We start from the raw sequence: 17,500 nt of genomic DNA, 5'->3' as shown, positions 1-17,500 counted from the left end.
GAGCCGCTCGGGCGGCACGCACCCTGATTCTTCCTGTCCCGGGCGATGGTTGCGAACCCGGGGCAACATCGGGATGTTTCCGTACAAAAGCCGCGTAACGGGACCTGATGGGGGACTTCAGTCCTGGAGGATGCCGAATGCCGCCCCTTGGTTGTCGACGAGGACGGCCACCCTTCCGTACGGGATGTCGTACGGCTCGGTCCGCACCCGTCCGCCGAGGTGCCGCGCCGCGGCGGCCGTCGCGTCGCAGTCGGCCACGGCGAAGTAGCTGAGGAAGTGCGCGGGCATCTCGGCGGGCACCGCGGCGGACATCACGGCACGGCCCCCCACCGCGGTGTCGGGCCCGGCCTCGGCGCCCTCGGGCGACCAGGTGCGGAACTCCTCGCCGCCGAGCTGGACGTCGTGGCCGCCGTAGCCGAAGACGGCCTCGTAGAAGGGGTCCACGACGCTCTTGTCGCGTACGTGCACCTCGGTCCAGCAGTAGGCGCCCGGCTTGCGCAGCGCGCCGAAGCCCGGGTGCTCCCCGGCCTGCCAGAGGCCGAAGACCGCGCCCTCGGGGTCGGCCACGAGCCCCATCGTGCCGTAGGCGCCCACCGGGACCGGCTCCGTGATCACCTGCCCGCCCGCGGCCGTGACCCGGGCGGCGGCCGTGGCGGCGTCGGGCGTCGCCAGATAGACCGTCCAGGTGGTCGGCATGCGGCCGTCCGGCTTGGGGGCGAGCGCGGCGACGGGTTCGCCGTCGAGCAGCGCCTGGGCGTAGCGCCCGTGCTCGGGGCCCGCGCCGGTGTCGCAGGTCCACCCGAAGAGCTCACCGTAGAAGCGCTTGCCGCCCTCCACGTCGGGCAGCATCGCGTCCACCCAGCAGGGGACGCCTTCCGCGAATTCCATGGAACCGTTTCCTCAGCTCTCGCCCGTCGGCAGCGCTCGCGCGTCCGCGGCCCTCGCCCGTCGGCTCTTGCCTGTCAGCCCCGTCGGCTCTGGCCCGGCAGCGCACCGGGAAGGCCTCCCTATGGCCTCCGTCACAGTCAAGCTAACCCCCGGCCCGGCACCGCGCAGCCCGCGAAATCGAACACATGGCCAATTCTTTTCGGACGGCGCGCACCACCGCCCCCGGGCGCCCTCCGGCGCACTCCGGTCCCCCTCCAGCGCCCCCGTGCCACCGCTCCAACCCCATTTGCACTCGGTCGAATCGCGCTCCGATCACCCCTCGGTAAGCTGACGGCATGACAGGACAGGTACGAACCGTCGACGGCCGAGTGGCCGGTCGACGTGGTCAGGCGACACGTCAGAAACTGCTCGACTGCCTGAGCGAGATGCTCAGCTCCTCGCCCTACCGCGACGTGAAGGTCATCGACGTCGCCCGGAAGGCGGGCACTTCACCGGCGACGTTCTACCAGTACTTCCCGGACGTCGAAGGCGCCGTCCTGGAGATCGCCGAGCAAATGGCCACCGAGGGCGCGGAGTTGACCCACCTCCTGGAGGGCCGCTCCTGGGTCGGCAAGGCGGGCTGGCAGACGTCGCAGGACCTCGTCGACGGCTTCCTCGACTTCTGGCGGAAGAACGACGCGATCCTCCGGGTCGTCGACCTGGGCGCCGCCGAGGGCGACAAGCGCTTCTACAAGATCCGGATGAAGATCCTGAACTCGGTGAACAACTCCCTTGCGGACACCGTCAAGGAGCTCCAGTCCAAGGGCAAGGTCGACAAGGACGTGAGCCCCGCCGCCCTGGCCGGTTCGCTGGTCGCGATGCTCGCCGCGGTCGCCTCCCACCAGCGCGGCTTCCAGACCTGGGGCGTCAAGCAGGCCGAACTGAAGCCGAACCTCGCCGCGTTGGTCCACATGGGCGTCACCGGCAAGAAGCCCACGAAGTAGCGGCGGCAGCCCCGAACAGTCCTGTCACCCCGGCGCGGCCCCCGGGCCGCGCCCGACGGGGCTGCGCCCCTTTTCCCCTTCCCCCTCTTTAGGCCTCTTTCGGCGCTGCTTTCCGGTTCGCCCTCAGTCGTCGAGCAGGCGCTCCTGCCGCGGTACCCGCCGCTCCAGCCGGAACACCCGTATCTCCCGGTCCACCCGTTCCTGGTACGTCGCGTACGGCGGCCAGAACTCCAGGGCCGCCGCCCACGCACGGGCCCGCTCGTCGCCCGTGAGCAGCCGGGCCCGCACCGGTACGTCCCTGCCGCGCCAGCTGATCTCGGCGTCCGGGTGGGCCAGCAGATTGGCGGTCCACGCGGGGTGGGCGGCCCGGCCGAAGTTGGAGCCGACCAGGAGCCAACTGCCGTCCCGCCGCGGCAGACAGGCCAGCGGCGTCCGCCGCGCGAGCCCGCTCCTCGCACCCCGCGCCGTGAGCACGAGGCCGGGCAGCATGCGCGCGCTGAGCAGCACCTTTCCCCGGGTGAGCCGGTGCACCGCGCGGTCGAGGGCGGGCACCACGCGCGGGGCGAGCCGGGCGAAGGCACGGGTCGACGACACCTTCCGTACGAGCCGGACGCCGGGCCCGGCCATCAGACCGCCGCCTCCTCGGCCGCGGCGGCCCGCCCCACCCGAACGGGCGCCCGCCCGGCGTCGGGGTGGAGCGCGAACAGTCCGGCGCGTTCGGCCGCGTGCGTCCGCAGCCGGTGCGCGGGGCCGAAGAGCAGTTCGTCGCCCGACGCCCGTTTGAAGAACAGGTGCGCGTCGTGTTCCCAGGTGAAGCCGATGCCGCCGTGCAGCTGGACGGCCTCGGCCGCCGCCGTCCGCAGCGCGTCCAGGGCACACGCGAGCGCGAGGCCCGCACCGGGCTCGACGCCCCCGGGCGCGGGTGCCGCCGCCTCCCCGTCCGCCGCCTCCCCGTCCAGCGGGCCCGCCGGGCCCATCGCGCCCGCCGCCCATGCCGCGTAGTACGCCGCCGACCGCGCCGCGCACACCTTCACGTACACGTCCGCCAGGCGGTGCTTCACCGCCTGGAACGACCCGATCGGGCGGCCGAACTGCTCGCGCTCGCGGACGTGGCCGAGGGTGCGCGCGAGGGCCTCGTCCGCGGCGCCGACGGCCTCGGCGGCCAGCACGGCGGCGGCCCGCTCCCCCACGTCCGCGAGGGCCGGGAGCACATCGGCGCCCTCGCCGTCGCCGAGCAACTCCCCTGGTACGTCGCGCAGTTCGACGCGGGCCTGCGCCCGCGTCTCGTCCAGGGTGGTCCGCCGGGTGCGGACGAGCCCGGGGGCGTCGCCCCGTACGAGGAACAGCAGGGTCCGCGAGCGGGCGAAGCCGCCCGTGTGCGCGGCGACGAGCAGCAGCCCCGCACTGTGCCCGTCGAGGACCTGGTCGGCCTGGCCGTAGAGGCGCCAGGCGCCGGTCGCGGCGGTGGCCTGGACACCGCCCGCGCGCCCGCCGCCCGCCCAGTCGCCGCCGTTGCCGCCGGTGAGGCCGAGCGCGGTGCCGAGCGCGGCCCCGGGCACGGCGAGGGCGACCGTCAGCCCGCCCGAGGCGATGCCGGGCAGGAGGGCGGCGCGCTGCCGCGCGCTGCCGAGGCGGAGCAGCAGCGGGGCGGCGAGCACGGCCGTGGCGAACAGCGGGGAGGGGGCGAGGGCCCGGCCCAGCTCCTCCCCGGCGAGGGCGAGTTCGACGGGCCCGCAGCCCACGCCGCCGTACTCCTCGGGCAGCGCGAGCCCGGGAAGCCCGAGCCGCCCGGCGAGGGCCTCCCAGAGCGCGGTGTCGTACCCGGCGGGCGTGCGCACGGCGGCGCGGAGGCCCTCGGCGGCCCGGCGCTTGGTGAGCACCTCGCGCACGGCGCGGCGGATCTCGTCCTGCTCCACGGTGCAGGCGGCGTCCATCGGCGGGCTCCTCCCCGGGCGGCACACCCGTATCTGACGAACCGTCATGTACGGTGACGGGCCGACATGCTAGGACCGCGCGGGGCAGATGCCCAGGCCCGCGACGTCCGCAAGACGGCGCCCGCACGGCGGCATACCGAGCGGGCGCCCTCCCGCAGTCCCCGTATCTGATATACCGTCAGATCCATGCCGAGCCCCTCGCGCACAGGAAGCAGGAAGGTCGCCGTCGTGGGGGTCGCCCTCGCCGACTGCGGCCGCCTGGACGACGCCACGCCCTACGCCCTGCACGCCCAGGCCGCGCGCCGGGCGCTCGCCGACGCCGGGCTCGGCCGGGACGCCGTGGACGGGCTCGCCTCCACGGGCCTCGGCACGCTCGCGCCCGTCGAGGTCGCGGAGTACCTGGGCCTGCGCCCGCGCTGGGTGGACTCCACCGCCGTGGGCGGCGCCACCTGGGAGGTCATGGCCGCGCACGCGGCGGACGCGATCGCCGCGGGACACGCGAACGCGGTCCTGCTCGTGTACGGCTCCACGGCCCGCGCGGACGTCCGGACAGGCCGCCGCACGGGCAGCCTGTCCTTCGGGGCGCGCGGCCCCCTCCAGTTCGAGGCACCGTACGGGCACTCGCTGATCGCCAAGTACGCGATGGCGGCCCGGCGCCATCAGCACGAGTACGGCACCACGCTCGAACAGCTGGCGTCCGTGGCGGTGCAGGCGCGGGCCAACGCGGCGACGAACCCGGAGGCGATGTTCCGGGAGCCGATCACGGTCGACGACGTGCTCGGCTCGCCCATGATCGCCGAACCGTTCACCAAGCTGCACTGCTGTCTGCGCTCCGACGGCGGCTGCGCGGTCCTGCTCGCGGCCGAGGACCTCGTGCGCGACTGCGCGCCCCGGCCCGTCTGGGTCCTCGGCACCGGCGAGCACGTGTCGCACACCACCATGTCCGAGTGGCGGGACTTCACCGTCTCCCCCGCGGCCGTGAGCGGGCGCCTCGCGTTCGAGCGGGCCGGGGTGCGGCCCGCCGACGTCGACGTGGCGCAGATCTACGACGCCTTCACCTACATGACCCTGGTGACCCTTGAGGACCTGGGGTTCTGCGCCAAGGGCGAGGGCGGCGCCTTCGTGGAGAAGGGCCGGCTGCTGCGGGACGGCGAGCTGCCGACCAACACCGACGGCGGCGGGCTCTCCGCCCAGCACCCCGGCATGCGGGGCCTGTTCCTGCTCGTGGAGGCCGTGCGGCAGCTGCGCGGCGACGCGGGCCCCGGCCGCCAGGTCCACCGCGCGGACGGCCGCCTCCCGGAGCTCGCGGTGGCGTCGGGCACGGGCGGCTGGTTCTGCTCCTCGGGGACGGTGGTGCTCGCCCGCGGCTGAGGCGGTACGGAAGCGCCCCAAAGGGGCGCGGGGAACTGCGCGACCAGCCACAATGAACCCGCAGGCGACCGACGCCACTCGCGGCAACCCCAGCGGAGCCCTCGGCGACCCCGGACCGGGCCGGGAAAGCGGACAGGGGAGCGCACAATCGAGCCATGACGACGAACCGCTTCCGCGACCTGCTCAGATCCCAGAAGGTCTGGGACACCGAACTCCCCGCCTTCGACCCGGCGGCCACGCCCGACGCGCCACTCGGGCTCTTCCACCAGTGGTTCGCCGAGGCGATCGCCGCGGGCCAGACCGAGCCGCACACCATGACCCTGGCGACGGCGGACGGGGCGGGCCGCGCGGACGCGCGCACCGTCATGCTGCACGACGCCGACGCGGCGGGCTGGCACTTCGCCTCGCACGACATCAGCCGCAAGGGCCGCCAGCTCGCCGAGCGGCCGCACGCCGCCCTGCACTTCTACTGGCCCGCCCAGGCCCGCCAGATCCGGCTGCGCGGCCCGGTCGCCGTCGCCCCGCACGCCGAGGCCCTCGCGGACCTGCACGCGCGGACGACGGGGGCGCTCGCCGCCGCGCTCGTCGGACACCAGAGCGAAGTCCTCGCATCGCGCGCCGAGTTGACCCGGGCCTCGGAGGCCGCCTGGGAACGTGCGGCCGAACGACCGGACGCCGACGCGCCGAGCTGGACGCTGTACGTACTGGCCCCTGATGAGGTGGAGTTCTTCCAAGGGGACGCCCGACGGCGGCACGTGCGCCTGCGGTACCGGGCGGCGGACCAACAGGGGGCCTGGCTGAGGGAGTTGCTGTGGCCGTGACCGAAGAGGAAGGCCTGACCGGAGAGGACGCCGGGCTCGTCCTGCGCCCCGCGCGGGCGGAGGACGCCGCGGCGGTCGCACGGATCTGGCACGCGGGCTGGAGCGACGGCCACCTGGGGCACGTCCCCGAGGCGCTCCTCACGGTCCGCACCCCCCAGTCGTTCGTGCTGCGCGCCCCGCGCCGCGTCGACGACACGGTGGTCGCGCTGGTCGCCGGGGTGGTCGCCGGTTTCGTGATGGTGGTGGACGACGAGGTCGAGCAGGTCTACGTGTCCGCCGCGCACCGGGGCACGGGCGTGGCCGTCGCACTGCTCGCCGAGGCCGAGCGCGTGGTCGCCGCCAAGGGCCACCGGCGCGCCTGGCTCGCCGTCGTCGACGGCAACGCCCGCGCCCGCCGCTTCTACGAACGCCAGGGCTGGCGCGACGAGGGCCTCTTCGAATACCTCGCCGCCAGCGCCACGGGCCCCATCCGCGTTCCCTGCCACCGCTACGTGAAACACCTCACCGGGCCCGCGTGACGGTGCCCCGCGCGCGGTCCCGCACGGGGCGGCGGCCGAACTCGGCGGGGCGGGCCGTCGGGCGCCGGCGTCCGGCGGGCGCCGTGGTCACGCGGCACGCTCCCGCCGCGGGGCCTCGCCGGGCTCGAACACCGGTACCGCGAGACCCTCCGCCGCCGCGCGGAACGTGACCCGCAGCGGCATCCCGATCCGCAGGTCGTCCGCCGCGCGGCCCACCAGCTCCGTCATCATGCGCGGTCCCTCCACGAGGTCCACGACCGCGGCGACGTACGGGACGCGGGAGGCGAAGGGCGGCAGGTCGTTGCGGTGGACGACGGACCAGGTGTAGAGCGTGGCGTCGCCGCGGGCGCGCTCCCAGGTGACGTCCTCGCTCCAGCAGTGGGGGCAGAACTCGCGCGGGTAGTGGTGGGCGAGCCCGCAGCCGGGTGCGTGGCAGCGGCGGAGCAGCAGACGGCCCTCGGCGGCGGCGTCCCAGTAGGTCCGGGTGAAGGCGTCAACTTCGGGGAGGTCGAAGCGGGGTCGTCCGTCGGCCGTCACCGGACGGGCCCCGCGCCCCGCTCGAACCAGCCCTTCTCGGGCCCGCGCCACCGGCTCACCGGCCGCCCGGGGACGGGGCCGGTGCGGGGCGTGGCGGGCCGTGCGGCGCCCTGGGGGCAGGTGGTGTCCATGCGGGGATCTCTCCTGATCAGCAGGGGTGGCGAGCAGTACCTGACGGTACGTCAGTTCAGCGCATCGGTCAGGGCGTGCGCAAGAGGCCGTCGGACGTGATCAATTCGCAACCGGTTTCGGACTTGTCCGTCACCCATCAAGTGACGGCGTGGTTACTCTCCCGTCATGGCCGACTCGAACCCACCTCCCCCCAGCACCGACCGGCCCCTCGCGGACAGACCAGGACCGGCCCGCCCCGTGTACGTCATCGGCGGCGGCCCCGGCGGTCTCGCCGTCGCGGCCGCACTGCGCGCACGCGGCGTGCGCGCCGTCGTCCTGGAGAAGTCCGACCGCGTCGGCGCGTCCTGGCGCGGTCACTACGACCGCCTCCATCTGCACACCACCCGCCGCCTGTCCGGCCTGCCGGGCCTCGCGATGCCGCGCTCGTTCGGCCGCTGGGTCTCCCGGGACGACGTGGTGCGCTATCTGGAGAAGTACGCGGAGTACCACGAACTGGACGTCGTCACCGGCGTGGAGGTGACCCGCCTGGAGCGCACCGACGACGGCTGGCTCCTGCGGGCCACCGGCGGGCGCGAGCTGACCGGCCGCGCGGTGGTCGTCGCCACCGGCCACAACCACACCCCGCACGTGCCCGACTGGCCGGGCGCCGACACCTTCCCCGGCGACCTCCGGCACGCCAGCGCCTACCGTGAGCCCAGCCCCTACGCGGACCAGGACGTCCTCGTCGTCGGCATCGGCAACACGGGCGCGGAGATCGCCGTCGACCTCGCGGAGGGCGGCGCCGCCCGCGTCCGGATCGCCGTGCGCACCCCGCCGCACATCATGCGCCGCTCCACCGCGGGCTGGCCCGCACAGCGCTCCGGAATCCTGTGCCGCAGGCTGCCCGTGCCGGTCGTCGACCGCCTCGGCCGCGCGATCGCCCGCGTCAGCGTGCCCGACCTGTCCGCGCACGGCCTGCCGCGCCCCGACACCGGCCTGTACTCGCGCGTCCGCGAGGGCGCCATCCCGGTGCAGGACGTCGGCCTGATCGACGCGGTGCGCTCGGGCCGGGTCGAACCGGTCGCCGCCGTCGAGTCCTTCGAGGGCGGCAAGGTGCTCCTCGCCGACGGCAGCCGCGTCGGCCCCGACGCCGTCATCGCCGCCACCGGCTACCGCCGCGCCCTGGAGCCCCTCCTCGGCCACCTCGGCGTCCTCGACCCCCGCGGCCGCCCCCGGGTCCTCGGCCCGCGCACCGCCCCCGAGGCCCCCGACCTGTACTTCACCGGCTTCACCACCCCCATCAGCGGCACGCTCCGGGAACTGGCGAGGGACGCCCCCCGCATCGCCCGCGCGGTGGCCCGGTCGCAGGCCTGAGCGGCGGTACGGGTGCGCCCCGAAGGGGCGCGGGGCTGTGCCGATATGCGGCTCCGCCGCGCGGGCGCGACCAGCCACAACGAACCCGCAGCCGACCAACGACCCACCACAGCAACCCCAGCGCAGCACCGAGGCACTCTTGGCAGACGCCGGTTTCTGAGGTTCCGTGGAAGGGCACGGGTGCCCAACCACCGCAGCGGCCCCACGCACCCCGCCGGGCGGAGCCCTGCCGCGCCCCGGACACGGGGCCGCCGCCCCGCCGGACTTTGCCCGCAGCCCCATTCCTGACAGGCCGTCAGTTCAGTAATCTGACTAAGCGTCAGTTTCGAGTTCCGGCACTGTCGCAGCCGCCCGCGGCCCCGCACCCCGGGGCCCGGCCGGCCCAGTCGTCGCCGTCACACAGGAGCGGGCGTACCGATGCTTGGATCGACGTACGGCACCTTCACCTCCGACCCCCGCCGCGCACGCGCCGTCGCCTGTGGCGGCCTGCCCGCCGCCACCGTCCACGGCCGTGCCGCCACCCCCGGTGACCTGGACGTCAGCGGGCGCCCGCTGTACGCCGACGTCCCCGACCTCGACCGGTTCTTCCGCCCGGAGTCCGTCGCCGTCATCGGCGCCTCGGACGCCGAGGGGCGGCCGCACACCGGCATCACCCGCCAACTCGTCGCCTGGTCCCGCCGCGTGGGCGCCCGGCTCCACCCCGTGCACCCCAGCAGGCCCGCCGTCTTCGGCATCCCCTGCGTCCGCTCGGTCGCCGAGCTGCCCGGCCCCGTGGACGTGGCCGTCGTCCTGGTCCGCGACCCGCTGCCCGTCGTGGAGGAACTCGCCGAGGCCAAGGCGCGGTTCGCGGTGGTCTTCGCCTCCGGCTTCGCCGAGACCGGCGCGGCGGGCGCCGCCGCGCAGGACCGGCTCGCCGCCGCCGTCGGCCGCTCGGGCCTGCGCCTGCTCGGCCCGAACACCAACCTCAACGCCTTCGAGGAGTTCCGCGAGGACCTCCAGGGCCCCGCCATCGCCCTCATCACCCAGTCCGGCCACCAGGGCCGCCCCGTCTTCACCCTCCAGGAGCTGGGCATCCGCCTCTCCCACTGGGCGCCCACCGGCAACGAGGCCGACCTGGAGACCGCCGACTTCCTCTCGTACTTCGCCGAACAGCCGGACGTCGGCGCCATCGCCGCGTACGTGGAGGGCCTCAAGGACGGCCGCGCCTTCCTGCTCGCCGCCGACCGGGCCGCCCGGCGCGGCGTCCCGGTCGTCGCCGTCAAGGTCGGCCGCACCGAGACCGGCGCCCGCACGGCCGCGTCCCACACCGGCAAGCTGACCGGCGCCGACACCGTCGTGGACGCGGCGATGCGGCAGTTCGGAGTGATCCGCGTCGACGGGCTCGACGAACTCCAGGACACCGCGGCCCTGTTGGCGCGGGCCCGGCCGCCCGAGGCCGACGGCGTTGCCGTCTACTCGATCTCCGGCGGCACGGGCGCGCACTTCGCCGACCTGGCGACGGCGGCGGGACTGCGCCTGCCGACGCTCCCGGAGACCCGGCAGGCCGAGCTCCACCAGTGGATACCGCACGACCTGAACGTCTCCAACCCCATCGACAACGGCGGCCACCCGGTCGGCGACTGGCGCGGCCGGAAGATCATCGACGCGATCCTGGCCGACCCCGCGATCGGCGTCCTGATCTGCCCGATCACCGGCCCCTTCCCGCCGATGAGCGACAAGCTGGCCGAGGACCTGGTCGCGGCGGCCGAGACGACGGACAAGCTGATCTGCGTGGTCTGGGGCTCCCCCGTGGGCACCGAGGAGGCCTACCGCACGACCCTGCTCGGCTCCTCGCGCGTGGCGACCTTCCGCACCTTCGCCAACTGCGTCACGGCCGTCCGCGCCTACGTGGACCACCACCGCTTCACCGCCGCCTACCGCTCCCCCTTCGACGAGGCCCCGCGCACCGCGTCGCCCTCCTACCGCAAGGCCGAGGCCCTGATGCGCCCCGGCCGGCAGCTCAGCGAGCACGCCGCGAAGCAGCTCCTTCGCGCGTACGGCATCCGCGTACCGCGCGAACAGCTCGTCACCAGCGCGGCCGCGGCCGTCCGCGCCGCCGGGCAGGTCGGCTACCCCGTCGTCATGAAGGCCTCCGGCGCGCGGATCGCCCACAAGACCGAACTGGGCCTCGTCCGGATCGGCCTCACCTCCGCCAGCCAGGTCCGCGACGCCTACCGCGACCTCACCGACATCGCCCGCTACGAGGACATCGACCTCGACGGCGTCCTGGTCTGCCAGATGGTGGAGCGCGGCGTCGAGATGGTCGTCGGCGTCAGCCAGGACCCGCTGTTCGGGCCCACCGTGACCGTGGGTCTCGGCGGGGTGCTCGTGGAGGTCCTGCACGACACCTCGGTCCGCGTGCCGCCCTTCGGCGAGGACCAGGCCCGCACGATGCTCGACGAGCTGCGCGGCCGGGCCCTCCTCGACGGGGTCCGCGGGGCGCCGCCGTCCGACCTGGACGCCCTGGTCGAGGTCGTCCTGCGCGTCCAGCGGATGGCCCTCGAACTGGAGGGACGGCTCGCGGAGCTGGACATCAACCCCCTGATGGTCCTCGGCCGCGGCCAGGGGGCGGTGGCCCTGGACGCCCTCGTGCGCTGCGGCTGACCGGCGGCGGGCGGGTCAGCGCCCGTCCGCGCTGCGGAACGTACGGCGGTAGGCGGTCGGCGTCACGCCCAGGACGGACTGGAGGTGCTGGCGCATCGACTGGGCCGTGCCGAAGCCGCACTCGCGGGCGACCCGGTCGACGGACAGGCCCGTGGACTCCAGGAGGTGGCGAGCCCGCTCCACCCGCTGCCGGGTGAGCCACTGCCCGGGGCTGACGCCGACCTCCTCGCGGAAGCGGCGGGTGAAGGTGCGCACCGACATGGCCTCCTGCTCGGCCAGGTCGCGCAGCTGGAGCGGCTCGTGGAGGCGGCCGAGGGCCCAGGCCCGCGCGGTGGTCGTCGTCGCCAGCTGCGGCTCGGGCACCGGGCGCTGGACGTACTGCGCCTGGCCGCCGTCGCGGTGCGGCGGTACGACCGTGGAGCGGGCCACCTCGTTGGCGACGGCCGAGCCGTGGTCGCGGCGCACCACGTGCAGGCACAGGTCGAGGCCCGCGGCGACCCCGGCGGAGGTGAGCACGTCGCCGTCGTCGATGAACAGCACGTCCGCGTCGACCTCGACGCGCGGGAAGAGCCGCTGGAAGTGGTCCGCGTGCGCCCAGTGCGTGGTCGCCGGGCGGCCGTCCAGGAGGCCCGCCGCCGCCAGGACGTAGCCGCCCGTGCAGATCGACACCATGCGGGTGCCGGGGCGCACGCGCGCGAGGGCGGCGGCGAGGTCGTCGGTCAGGCGGCCCTCCTCGTACACCGGGCCCAGCTCGTGCGACGCGGGCACCACGACCGTGTCGGCGGCGGCGAGCGCCTCGGGCCCGTGCTCGACGAGGACGGCGAAGTCCGCGTCGGTGCGGACCGGCCCGGGCGGCCGCACGGAACAGGTCACGACCTCGTACAGGCGCCGTCCGCCGGCATCGCGCGCCCGGCCGAAGATGCGCTGGGGAATGCCCAGCTCGAAGGGGATGACACCGTCCATGACGAGGACGGCGACGCGGTGCGGGACCGAAGCCCGCCGCCCCCGCCCGCCCCCGCGCACCCGCTGCTCGGCCATGGCCCGATCCTAGCGAACGCTGTCCCCCCGGCCACTCGATCGCACCGGCCCCTGACCGGATGCTGGCTGACGTGACCCAGACAACCGAGACCTCCGCACGGGCGGACGGCACCGCGTCCCCACGGGGCCCGCGGCGGCGGGCGCCCCGCGTCCACCGCGCCTGGTTCGTCGCCGCCGTCACCTTCGTGACGATCATCGGCGGCGCCGCCTTCAACTCCCTGCCCGGACTGCTCATCGACCCGCTGCACGAGGAGTTCGACTGGTCCCGGGGCGAGATCGGCCTCGCCGTCTCCGTCGACATGGCGCTGTACGGGCTCACCGCACCGTTCGCCGCCGCGCTCATGGACCGCTTCGGCATCCGCAAGGTCGTCGTGACCGCGCTCGGCCTGGTCGCGGCGGGCGCGCTGCTCAGCGTGTGGATGACCGCGAGCTGGCAGCTGCTGCTCTACTGGGGCCTCCTCGTCGGCCTCGGCACCGGGTCCATGGCGCTCGCCTTCTCCGCGACCGTCACCAACCGCTGGTTCGTCGAGCGGCGCGGCCTGGTCACCGGGATCCTGACGGCCGCGGGCGCCTCCGGCCAGCTGGTGTTCCTGCCGCTGTGCGCGTGGATCGTGGACGAGCACGGGTGGCGGCCCGCGTCCGTGACGGTCGCGCTCGCCGCCCTCGTCGTGGTGCCGTTCGTGTGGCTGCTCCTGCGCGACCACCCCGCGGACGTCGGACTCGCCCCGTACGGCGGTGAGTTCACGCCCAAGCCGGAGCCGACGCGCGGCGCCGCCGCGCGGACCGTGCGGGTGTTGCTCGACGCGGCGCGCACCGGCCCCTTCTGGCTGCTCGCGGGGACCTTCGCGATCTGCGGGGCGTCCACCAACGGGCTCGTCCGCACGCACTTCGTGCCGTCCGCGCACGACCACGGCATGCCGGTCACCGCCGCGGCGTCGCTGCTCGCCGTGATCGGCGTCTTCGACGTCGTGGGCACGATCGCCTCGGGCTGGCTCACGGACCGCTTCGAGGCCCGGCGCCTGCTCGCCGTCTACTACGCGCTGCGCGGCGTCTCGCTGGTGTTCCTGCCGATCCTGCTCGCGCCCAGCGTGCACGTGCCGATGGTGTTCTTCATCGTCTTCTACGGGCTCGACTGGGTGGCCACGGTGCCGCCCACGCTCGCGCTGTGCCGGGAGCACTACGGGGCCGACAGCGCGATCGTCTTCGGCTGGGTGCTCGCCTCGCACCAGGTCGGGGCGGCGCTCGTGGCCTTCCTCGGCGGCGTGGCCCGGGACGTCTTCGGCTCGTACGACGTGGTCTGGTACGCGTCCGGCGGGCTGTGCGCGGCCGCGGCCCTGATGTCCCTGGTGATCCGGCGGGGCACCGGCCGGGGAGCGGAACTCGCCGTGTGAGCGCGCCCCTTCAGGACAGGCGGCCCCGGTGGAAGAGCAGCGGGGCCGCGCCCCCGTCCGCGGCGTCCAGGGCCTCCACCCGGCCGACCACGATGAGGTGGTCGCCGCCGGTGTGCACCGCGTGCACGGCACAGTCGATCCACGCCACGGCGCCCGCCAGGCGCGGGGCGCCGGTCACGGGCGCGGCGTCGTAGGAGACCCCCGCGAACTTGTCGGCGCCGCTGACCGCGAACGCCCGGCACAGGTCCGCCTGGTCCGCGCCCAGGACGTTGACGCAGAAGACGCCCGCGCGGGCGATGCGCGGCCACGTCGTGGACGTACGGCCCACCATGAAGCAGACCAGGGGCGGGTCCAGGGAGAGCGAGGAGAAGGACTGGCAGGCGAAGCCCGCGGGGCCCAGGGGGGCCTCGCCGGGGGCCGTCACCACGGTGACGCCGGTCGCGAAGGCGCCGAGGACGCGGCGGAACTCGGCCGCGTCGAGCGGCGCGCGCTCGTCCTCGCGAACGGCCCGCAGCCGCGGCCGCGACACGTCCCCGGGCGCCGCCGTAGGGGCCCCCACCGACCTGAGATAACGAACGACCGTGGCCGCCATGCCCGCGTGTCCCATCACACCCCCCATTGAACCTGACGGGCCGTCAGATGTGAAGGGCAGCACGGAGAACCGCCCCGAGCAGGAGCGCCCCAAAGGGGGCGCGGGGAACTGCGCGACCAGCCACGACGGAGCCGCAGACGCCCGACGGCCAGCGCGGCACACCCCGCGAAGCGCCTAGCGTCCCTCGAAGGAGGGCGCCCGCCGCTCCCCGAAGCTGGCCACGCCCTCCCGCGCGTCCCGGGAGCCCATGTTGATCTCCTGCGCGGCGGCCTCCGCCGCGAGCGCGGTGGCGCGGCCCGCGTCCAGCGAGGCGTTGACGAGCTGCTTGGTCAGGGCGAGGGCCCGGGTGGGCCCGGCGGCCAGGCGCTCCGCCCAGGCCCGGGCGGTCTTCTCCAGGTCGCCGTCGGGCACGACCCGGTTGACGAGCCCGAGCCGCTCCGCGTCCGCCGCGGCGAGCGCGTCGCCGAAGAACATCAGCTCCTTCGCGCGCTGCGGGCCCACGAGGCGCGGCAGCAGATAGGCCCCGCCGCCGTCCGGGACGAGGCCCCTGCGGACGAACACCTCGATGAACGCGGCCGACTCGGCCGCGAGCACCAGGTCGCAGGCCAGGGCCAGATGGGCGCCGAGCCCCGCGGCGGTGCCGGTCACGGCGGCGATCACCGGCTTCTCGCAGTCGAGGACCCCCGTGATCAGCCGCTGGGCCCCCTCGCGCAGGGTCCGCGCGACGTCCCCGGCGACGCGCTCGCCCCCGGTGCCCGCGCCGCGCAGATCGGCGCCCGAGCAGAAGGCCCCGCCACCGCCGGTGATCACGACGGCCCGCGTGCCCGGGCTGCGGGAGGCCTCGTCCAGCAGCCCGATGAGGTGGTCCCGGTCGGCCGGGGCGAGTGCGTTGCGCACCTCGGGCCGGTCCAGGGTGATCCAGGTGACGTGGCGGCTGGTGGTGTGGTGGATCCGGGGGTCGGCCATGGGGGTCCGCTCTCTCGGAGGGGTGGGGACGGGCGGGCGAGCACCGGCTGAGGACCGTGGGCGGTTCAGAACACCACCACCCCGCGCGCCACCCGCCCCGCCTCCGCGTCCGCGCGGGCTTGGGGGAAGTCCTCCACCCCGTACGTCCGCGTGACCAGTTCGTCGAGCAGCAGCCGGCCCGCCAGATAGAGCTCCGCGTACAGCGCGAAGTCCCGCTGCGGCCGGGCCGACCCGTACCGGCAGCCGAGGATCGACTTGTCCAGGAACAGCGAGGAGACCACGAACGACGCCTCGGCGGTGGCGGACGGCATCCCGAGGAGCACCGCCTGCCCGTGCCGGTCCAGGAGGTCCACGGCCTGCCGGACGAGCTCGACCCGGCCCACGCACTCGAAGGCGTGGTCCGCGCCGGTCGGCAGGATCTCCGCCACGCCCTCCGCCGACGGCAGGAAGTGCGTGGCGCCGAACCGCCGCGCCGTCTCCTCCTTGTCCGGGTTCGCGTCGACGGCCACGACGGGCCGCGCGCCCGCGATCCGCGCGCCCTGGAGCACGTTGAGGCCGATGCCGCCCGCGCCGATGACGACGACGGAGTCCCCGTACGCGACCCGGGCCCGGTTGAGGACCGCGCCGACGCCGGTGACCACCGCGCAGCCGATGAGCGCGGCGGACGGCAGCGGGATCTCCTTGGGGATCCGCACGGCCTGCACGGCCTTGACGAGGGTCCGCTCGGCGAAGGAGGAGTTCGCCGCGAACTGGTACAGCGGCGTCCCGCCCCGCGAGAACGGCTGCCGGGGCGTCCCGATCGCCTTGCGGCACATGGTGGGCCGCCCCCGGTGGCACTCGGCGCAGGCCCCGCAGTTCGCGATCGTCGACAGGGCCACGTGGTCACCGGGGACGACGTGCGCGACGCCGGGCCCCACGGCCTCCACCACGCCCGCGCCCTCGTGCCCGAGCACCACCGGCACCGGGAACGGGATCGTCCCGTCGAGCACCGACAGGTCGCTGTGGCAGAGCCCGGCCGCCGCGACGGCCACCAGGACCTCGCCGGGACCCGGGTCCCTGACCTGGAGGTCGTCGACGACCTCCACGCTCCGCCCGTCGAACACCACGCCCCTCATCGCACACCCCTCACCGAGGCCCCCGGGCCTCTCTCGGCAGACCGAGCACGCGCTCGGCGATGATGTTCCGCTGGATCTCGTCGGAGCCGCCGTAGATCGTGTCGGCGCGCGAGAACAGGAAGAGCCGCTGCACCGCGTCGAGTTCGTAGGGCGCGTCGGCGGACCAGTCGCCGGGCCCCGCCGCGCCGAGCGCCCCGCGCACCCGCACCGCGAGCTCCCCGAGCCGCCGGTGCCAGCCGCCCCACAGAAGCTTCGCGACGCTGGGCGCACCCGGGTCGCCACCGCCCAGGGTCCGCAGCGCGTTCCACCGCATGACCCGCAACTCGGCCCAAAGGGTGACCAGTTGGTCCCGCAGCACCGGATCGCGCACCGTACCGCCGTACACCGCGTCCCGGACGACGGCCGCCAGCTCCTGGGCGAAGCCGATCTGCTGGGCGAGCGTCGACACGCCGCGCTCGAAGCCGAGCAGCCCCATCGCTACGCGCCACCCCGCGCCCTCGCCCCCGACGACGTGCCCGGCCCGCGCGCGTGCCCCGTCGAAGAAGACCTCGTTGAACTCGGCCGTCCCGGTGAGCTGCCGGATGGGCCGCACCTCGATCCGCCCCGGCTGGTCCATCGGCACGAGCAGGAACGACAGGCCCTCGTGCCGCCGCGCCCCGGCACCCCCGGTGCGCGCGAGCACGAAGCACCAGTCGGCCTCGTGCGCGAGCGAGGTCCAGATCTTCTGGCCGCTGATCCGGTACGCGCCCCCGTCCCGCTCGGCGACCGTGCGGACGCCCGCGAGGTCGGAGCCCGCGCCCGGTTCGCTGTACCCCTGGCACCACAGGACCCGCCCGCGCGCGATGTCCGGCAGGAACTCGCCCTGCTGCTCCTCGCTCCCGTACGCGAGCAGCGTCGGCGCGAGGAGCTTCTCGCCGATGTGCCCGCAGCGTCCCGGCGCCCGCACGCGCGCGTACTCCTCGGCCCACACGACCTGCTGGGTGAGCGAGGCCGTACGGTTCCCGTACGCGCCCGGTGCCGTGTCCCAGCCGATGCCGATCCAGCCGCCGCGCCCCAGCTCCCGCTCCCAGGCCCGGCGCAGCTCCGGGTCCTCGTGCTCGCCGCCGGGCCCGCCGCGCCCCGCGGCCGCCGCGAAGCCGCCGGTCAGATGCCCGTCGAGCCACTCCCGCGCCGCGGCCCTGAACTCCTCGTCCGCGGGCCCGAATGCGAAGTCCACGG

At 75.1% G+C, this 17,500-nt stretch carries 17 protein-coding genes; 7 read left to right on the top strand and 10 right to left on the bottom strand.

Features of this window, described 5'->3' with window-relative positions; genetic code table 11:
- Positions 1–117: 117 nt before the first annotated feature.
- Positions 118–888, bottom strand: a complete 771-nt coding sequence (gene kbpA / locus AC5WAM_RS23130) for an AfsK-binding protein KbpA (protein ID WP_495518661.1) — start codon at positions 886–888, stop codon at positions 118–120.
- Between the two features lie 335 nt (positions 889–1,223).
- Between kbpA and AC5WAM_RS23125 the strand changes: the two genes are divergently transcribed.
- Positions 1,224–1,871 carry a TetR family transcriptional regulator gene (locus AC5WAM_RS23125; protein WP_138960308.1) on the top strand — a complete coding sequence of 216 codons (648 nt, stop codon included), beginning with the start codon at positions 1,224–1,226 and terminating at the stop codon, positions 1,869–1,871.
- 123 nt (positions 1,872–1,994) lie between these two features.
- On the opposite strand, the gene AC5WAM_RS23120 is transcribed toward AC5WAM_RS23125, so the two are convergent.
- Both AC5WAM_RS23120 and AC5WAM_RS23115 read right to left on the bottom strand, forming a co-directional pair.
- On the bottom strand, positions 1,995–2,498 hold the full coding sequence (locus tag AC5WAM_RS23120) for a nitroreductase family deazaflavin-dependent oxidoreductase (RefSeq protein WP_495518660.1): 504 nt from the start codon (positions 2,496–2,498) through the stop codon (positions 1,995–1,997).
- Complete coding sequence (locus AC5WAM_RS23115) at positions 2,498–3,805, bottom strand: acyl-CoA dehydrogenase family protein (RefSeq protein ID WP_495518659.1); 1,308 nt, start codon at positions 3,803–3,805, stop codon at positions 2,498–2,500. The genes AC5WAM_RS23120 and AC5WAM_RS23115 overlap by 1 nt, the downstream gene beginning before the upstream one ends.
- A 186-nt stretch (positions 3,806–3,991) precedes the next feature.
- Here AC5WAM_RS23115 and AC5WAM_RS23110 point away from each other — a divergent pair, with 186 nt between their 5' ends.
- From AC5WAM_RS23110 to AC5WAM_RS23100, 3 genes are all read left to right on the top strand, one after another.
- A complete protein-coding gene (locus AC5WAM_RS23110; RefSeq protein WP_495518658.1) occupies positions 3,992–5,176 on the top strand; it encodes a thiolase C-terminal domain-containing protein in 1,185 nt (394 codons plus the stop codon).
- Between the two features lie 155 nt (positions 5,177–5,331).
- A complete protein-coding gene (locus tag AC5WAM_RS23105) occupies positions 5,332–5,997 on the top strand; it encodes a pyridoxine/pyridoxamine 5'-phosphate oxidase (RefSeq protein ID WP_495518657.1) in 666 nt (221 codons plus the stop codon).
- Positions 5,994–6,515: a GNAT family N-acetyltransferase gene (locus AC5WAM_RS23100; RefSeq protein ID WP_366795376.1), complete on the top strand. Its 522-nt coding sequence runs from the start codon at positions 5,994–5,996 to the stop codon at positions 6,513–6,515. The genes AC5WAM_RS23105 and AC5WAM_RS23100 overlap by 4 nt, the downstream gene beginning before the upstream one ends.
- A gap of 87 nt (positions 6,516–6,602) precedes the next feature.
- Here AC5WAM_RS23100 and AC5WAM_RS23095 read toward each other — a convergent pair whose 3' ends face one another.
- Together AC5WAM_RS23095 and AC5WAM_RS23090 are read right to left on the bottom strand one after the other, a co-directional pair.
- Complete coding sequence (locus AC5WAM_RS23095; protein WP_366795375.1) at positions 6,603–7,052, bottom strand: Zn-ribbon domain-containing OB-fold protein; 450 nt, start codon at positions 7,050–7,052, stop codon at positions 6,603–6,605.
- Entirely contained in the window at positions 7,049–7,183 is a 135-nt protein-coding gene (locus AC5WAM_RS23090; protein WP_495518656.1) for a hypothetical protein, read from the bottom strand. Before AC5WAM_RS23090 ends, AC5WAM_RS23095 begins: the two co-directional genes overlap by 4 nt.
- A 166-nt stretch (positions 7,184–7,349) precedes the next feature.
- Between AC5WAM_RS23090 and AC5WAM_RS23085 the strand changes: the two genes are divergently transcribed.
- Together AC5WAM_RS23085 and AC5WAM_RS23080 are read left to right on the top strand one after the other, a co-directional pair.
- Positions 7,350–8,537: a flavin-containing monooxygenase gene (locus AC5WAM_RS23085; protein WP_366795372.1), complete on the top strand. Its 1,188-nt coding sequence runs from the start codon at positions 7,350–7,352 to the stop codon at positions 8,535–8,537.
- Between the two features lie 417 nt (positions 8,538–8,954).
- Positions 8,955–11,180, top strand: a complete 2,226-nt coding sequence (locus AC5WAM_RS23080; protein ID WP_495518655.1) for an acetate--CoA ligase family protein — start codon at positions 8,955–8,957, stop codon at positions 11,178–11,180.
- 15 nt (positions 11,181–11,195) lie between these two features.
- Here the strand turns inward: AC5WAM_RS23080 and AC5WAM_RS23075 are convergent, their stop codons facing one another.
- Positions 11,196–12,218 (bottom strand): GlxA family transcriptional regulator, encoded by a 1,023-nt coding sequence (locus AC5WAM_RS23075; protein WP_495518654.1) that lies wholly within the window; start codon positions 12,216–12,218, stop codon positions 11,196–11,198.
- Positions 12,219–12,277: 59 nt separating this feature from the next.
- Between AC5WAM_RS23075 and AC5WAM_RS23070 the strand changes: the two genes are divergently transcribed.
- Positions 12,278–13,609, top strand: a complete 1,332-nt coding sequence (locus AC5WAM_RS23070) for an MFS transporter (RefSeq protein ID WP_495518653.1) — start codon at positions 12,278–12,280, stop codon at positions 13,607–13,609.
- Between the two features lie 10 nt (positions 13,610–13,619).
- Here the strand turns inward: AC5WAM_RS23070 and AC5WAM_RS23065 are convergent, their stop codons facing one another.
- From AC5WAM_RS23065 to AC5WAM_RS23050, 4 genes are all read right to left on the bottom strand, one after another.
- Positions 13,620–14,201 carry a flavin reductase family protein gene (locus tag AC5WAM_RS23065; RefSeq protein WP_495523635.1) on the bottom strand — a complete coding sequence of 194 codons (582 nt, stop codon included), beginning with the start codon at positions 14,199–14,201 and terminating at the stop codon, positions 13,620–13,622.
- Between the two features lie 174 nt (positions 14,202–14,375).
- A complete protein-coding gene (locus tag AC5WAM_RS23060; RefSeq protein ID WP_366795368.1) occupies positions 14,376–15,167 on the bottom strand; it encodes an enoyl-CoA hydratase/isomerase family protein in 792 nt (263 codons plus the stop codon).
- Between the two features lie 65 nt (positions 15,168–15,232).
- A complete protein-coding gene (locus tag AC5WAM_RS23055; protein ID WP_495518652.1) occupies positions 15,233–16,282 on the bottom strand; it encodes a Zn-dependent alcohol dehydrogenase in 1,050 nt (349 codons plus the stop codon).
- Positions 16,283–16,292: 10 nt separating this feature from the next.
- Complete coding sequence (locus AC5WAM_RS23050; protein ID WP_495518651.1) at positions 16,293–17,498, bottom strand: acyl-CoA dehydrogenase family protein; 1,206 nt, start codon at positions 17,496–17,498, stop codon at positions 16,293–16,295.
- Positions 17,499–17,500: the final 2 nt, after the last annotated feature.

The sequence above is a fragment of the Streptomyces sp. JLYT201 genome, from assembly GCF_059448825.1.
Note: the sequence above shows the minus strand (reverse complement) of the source record. Positions and strands in the feature narration are given on the sequence as shown.

What these genes read in the sequence shown, in the direction of transcription:
- kbpA (WP_495518661.1), bottom strand. Translation starts at nt 888, where the DNA reads ATGGAATTCGCGGAAGGCGTCCCCTGCTGGGTGGACGCGATGCTGCCC.
- AC5WAM_RS23125 (WP_138960308.1), top strand. Translation starts at nt 1,224, where the DNA reads ATGACAGGACAGGTACGAACCGTCGACGGCCGAGTGGCCGGTCGACGT.
- AC5WAM_RS23120 (WP_495518660.1), bottom strand. Translation starts at nt 2,498, where the DNA reads ATGGCCGGGCCCGGCGTCCGGCTCGTACGGAAGGTGTCGTCGACCCGT.
- AC5WAM_RS23115 (WP_495518659.1), bottom strand. Translation starts at nt 3,805, where the DNA reads ATGGACGCCGCCTGCACCGTGGAGCAGGACGAGATCCGCCGCGCCGTG.
- AC5WAM_RS23110 (WP_495518658.1), top strand. Translation starts at nt 3,992, where the DNA reads ATGCCGAGCCCCTCGCGCACAGGAAGCAGGAAGGTCGCCGTCGTGGGG.
- AC5WAM_RS23105 (WP_495518657.1), top strand. Translation starts at nt 5,332, where the DNA reads ATGACGACGAACCGCTTCCGCGACCTGCTCAGATCCCAGAAGGTCTGG.
- AC5WAM_RS23090 (WP_495518656.1), bottom strand. Translation starts at nt 7,183, where the DNA reads ATGGACACCACCTGCCCCCAGGGCGCCGCACGGCCCGCCACGCCCCGC.
- AC5WAM_RS23085 (WP_366795372.1), top strand. Translation starts at nt 7,350, where the DNA reads ATGGCCGACTCGAACCCACCTCCCCCCAGCACCGACCGGCCCCTCGCG.
- AC5WAM_RS23080 (WP_495518655.1), top strand. Translation starts at nt 8,955, where the DNA reads ATGCTTGGATCGACGTACGGCACCTTCACCTCCGACCCCCGCCGCGCA.
- AC5WAM_RS23075 (WP_495518654.1), bottom strand. Translation starts at nt 12,218, where the DNA reads ATGGCCGAGCAGCGGGTGCGCGGGGGCGGGCGGGGGCGGCGGGCTTCG.
- AC5WAM_RS23070 (WP_495518653.1), top strand. Translation starts at nt 12,278, where the DNA reads ATGCTGGCTGACGTGACCCAGACAACCGAGACCTCCGCACGGGCGGAC.
- AC5WAM_RS23065 (WP_495523635.1), bottom strand. Translation starts at nt 14,201, where the DNA reads ATGGCGGCCACGGTCGTTCGTTATCTCAGGTCGGTGGGGGCCCCTACG.
- AC5WAM_RS23060 (WP_366795368.1), bottom strand. Translation starts at nt 15,167, where the DNA reads ATGGCCGACCCCCGGATCCACCACACCACCAGCCGCCACGTCACCTGG.
- AC5WAM_RS23055 (WP_495518652.1), bottom strand. Translation starts at nt 16,282, where the DNA reads ATGAGGGGCGTGGTGTTCGACGGGCGGAGCGTGGAGGTCGTCGACGAC.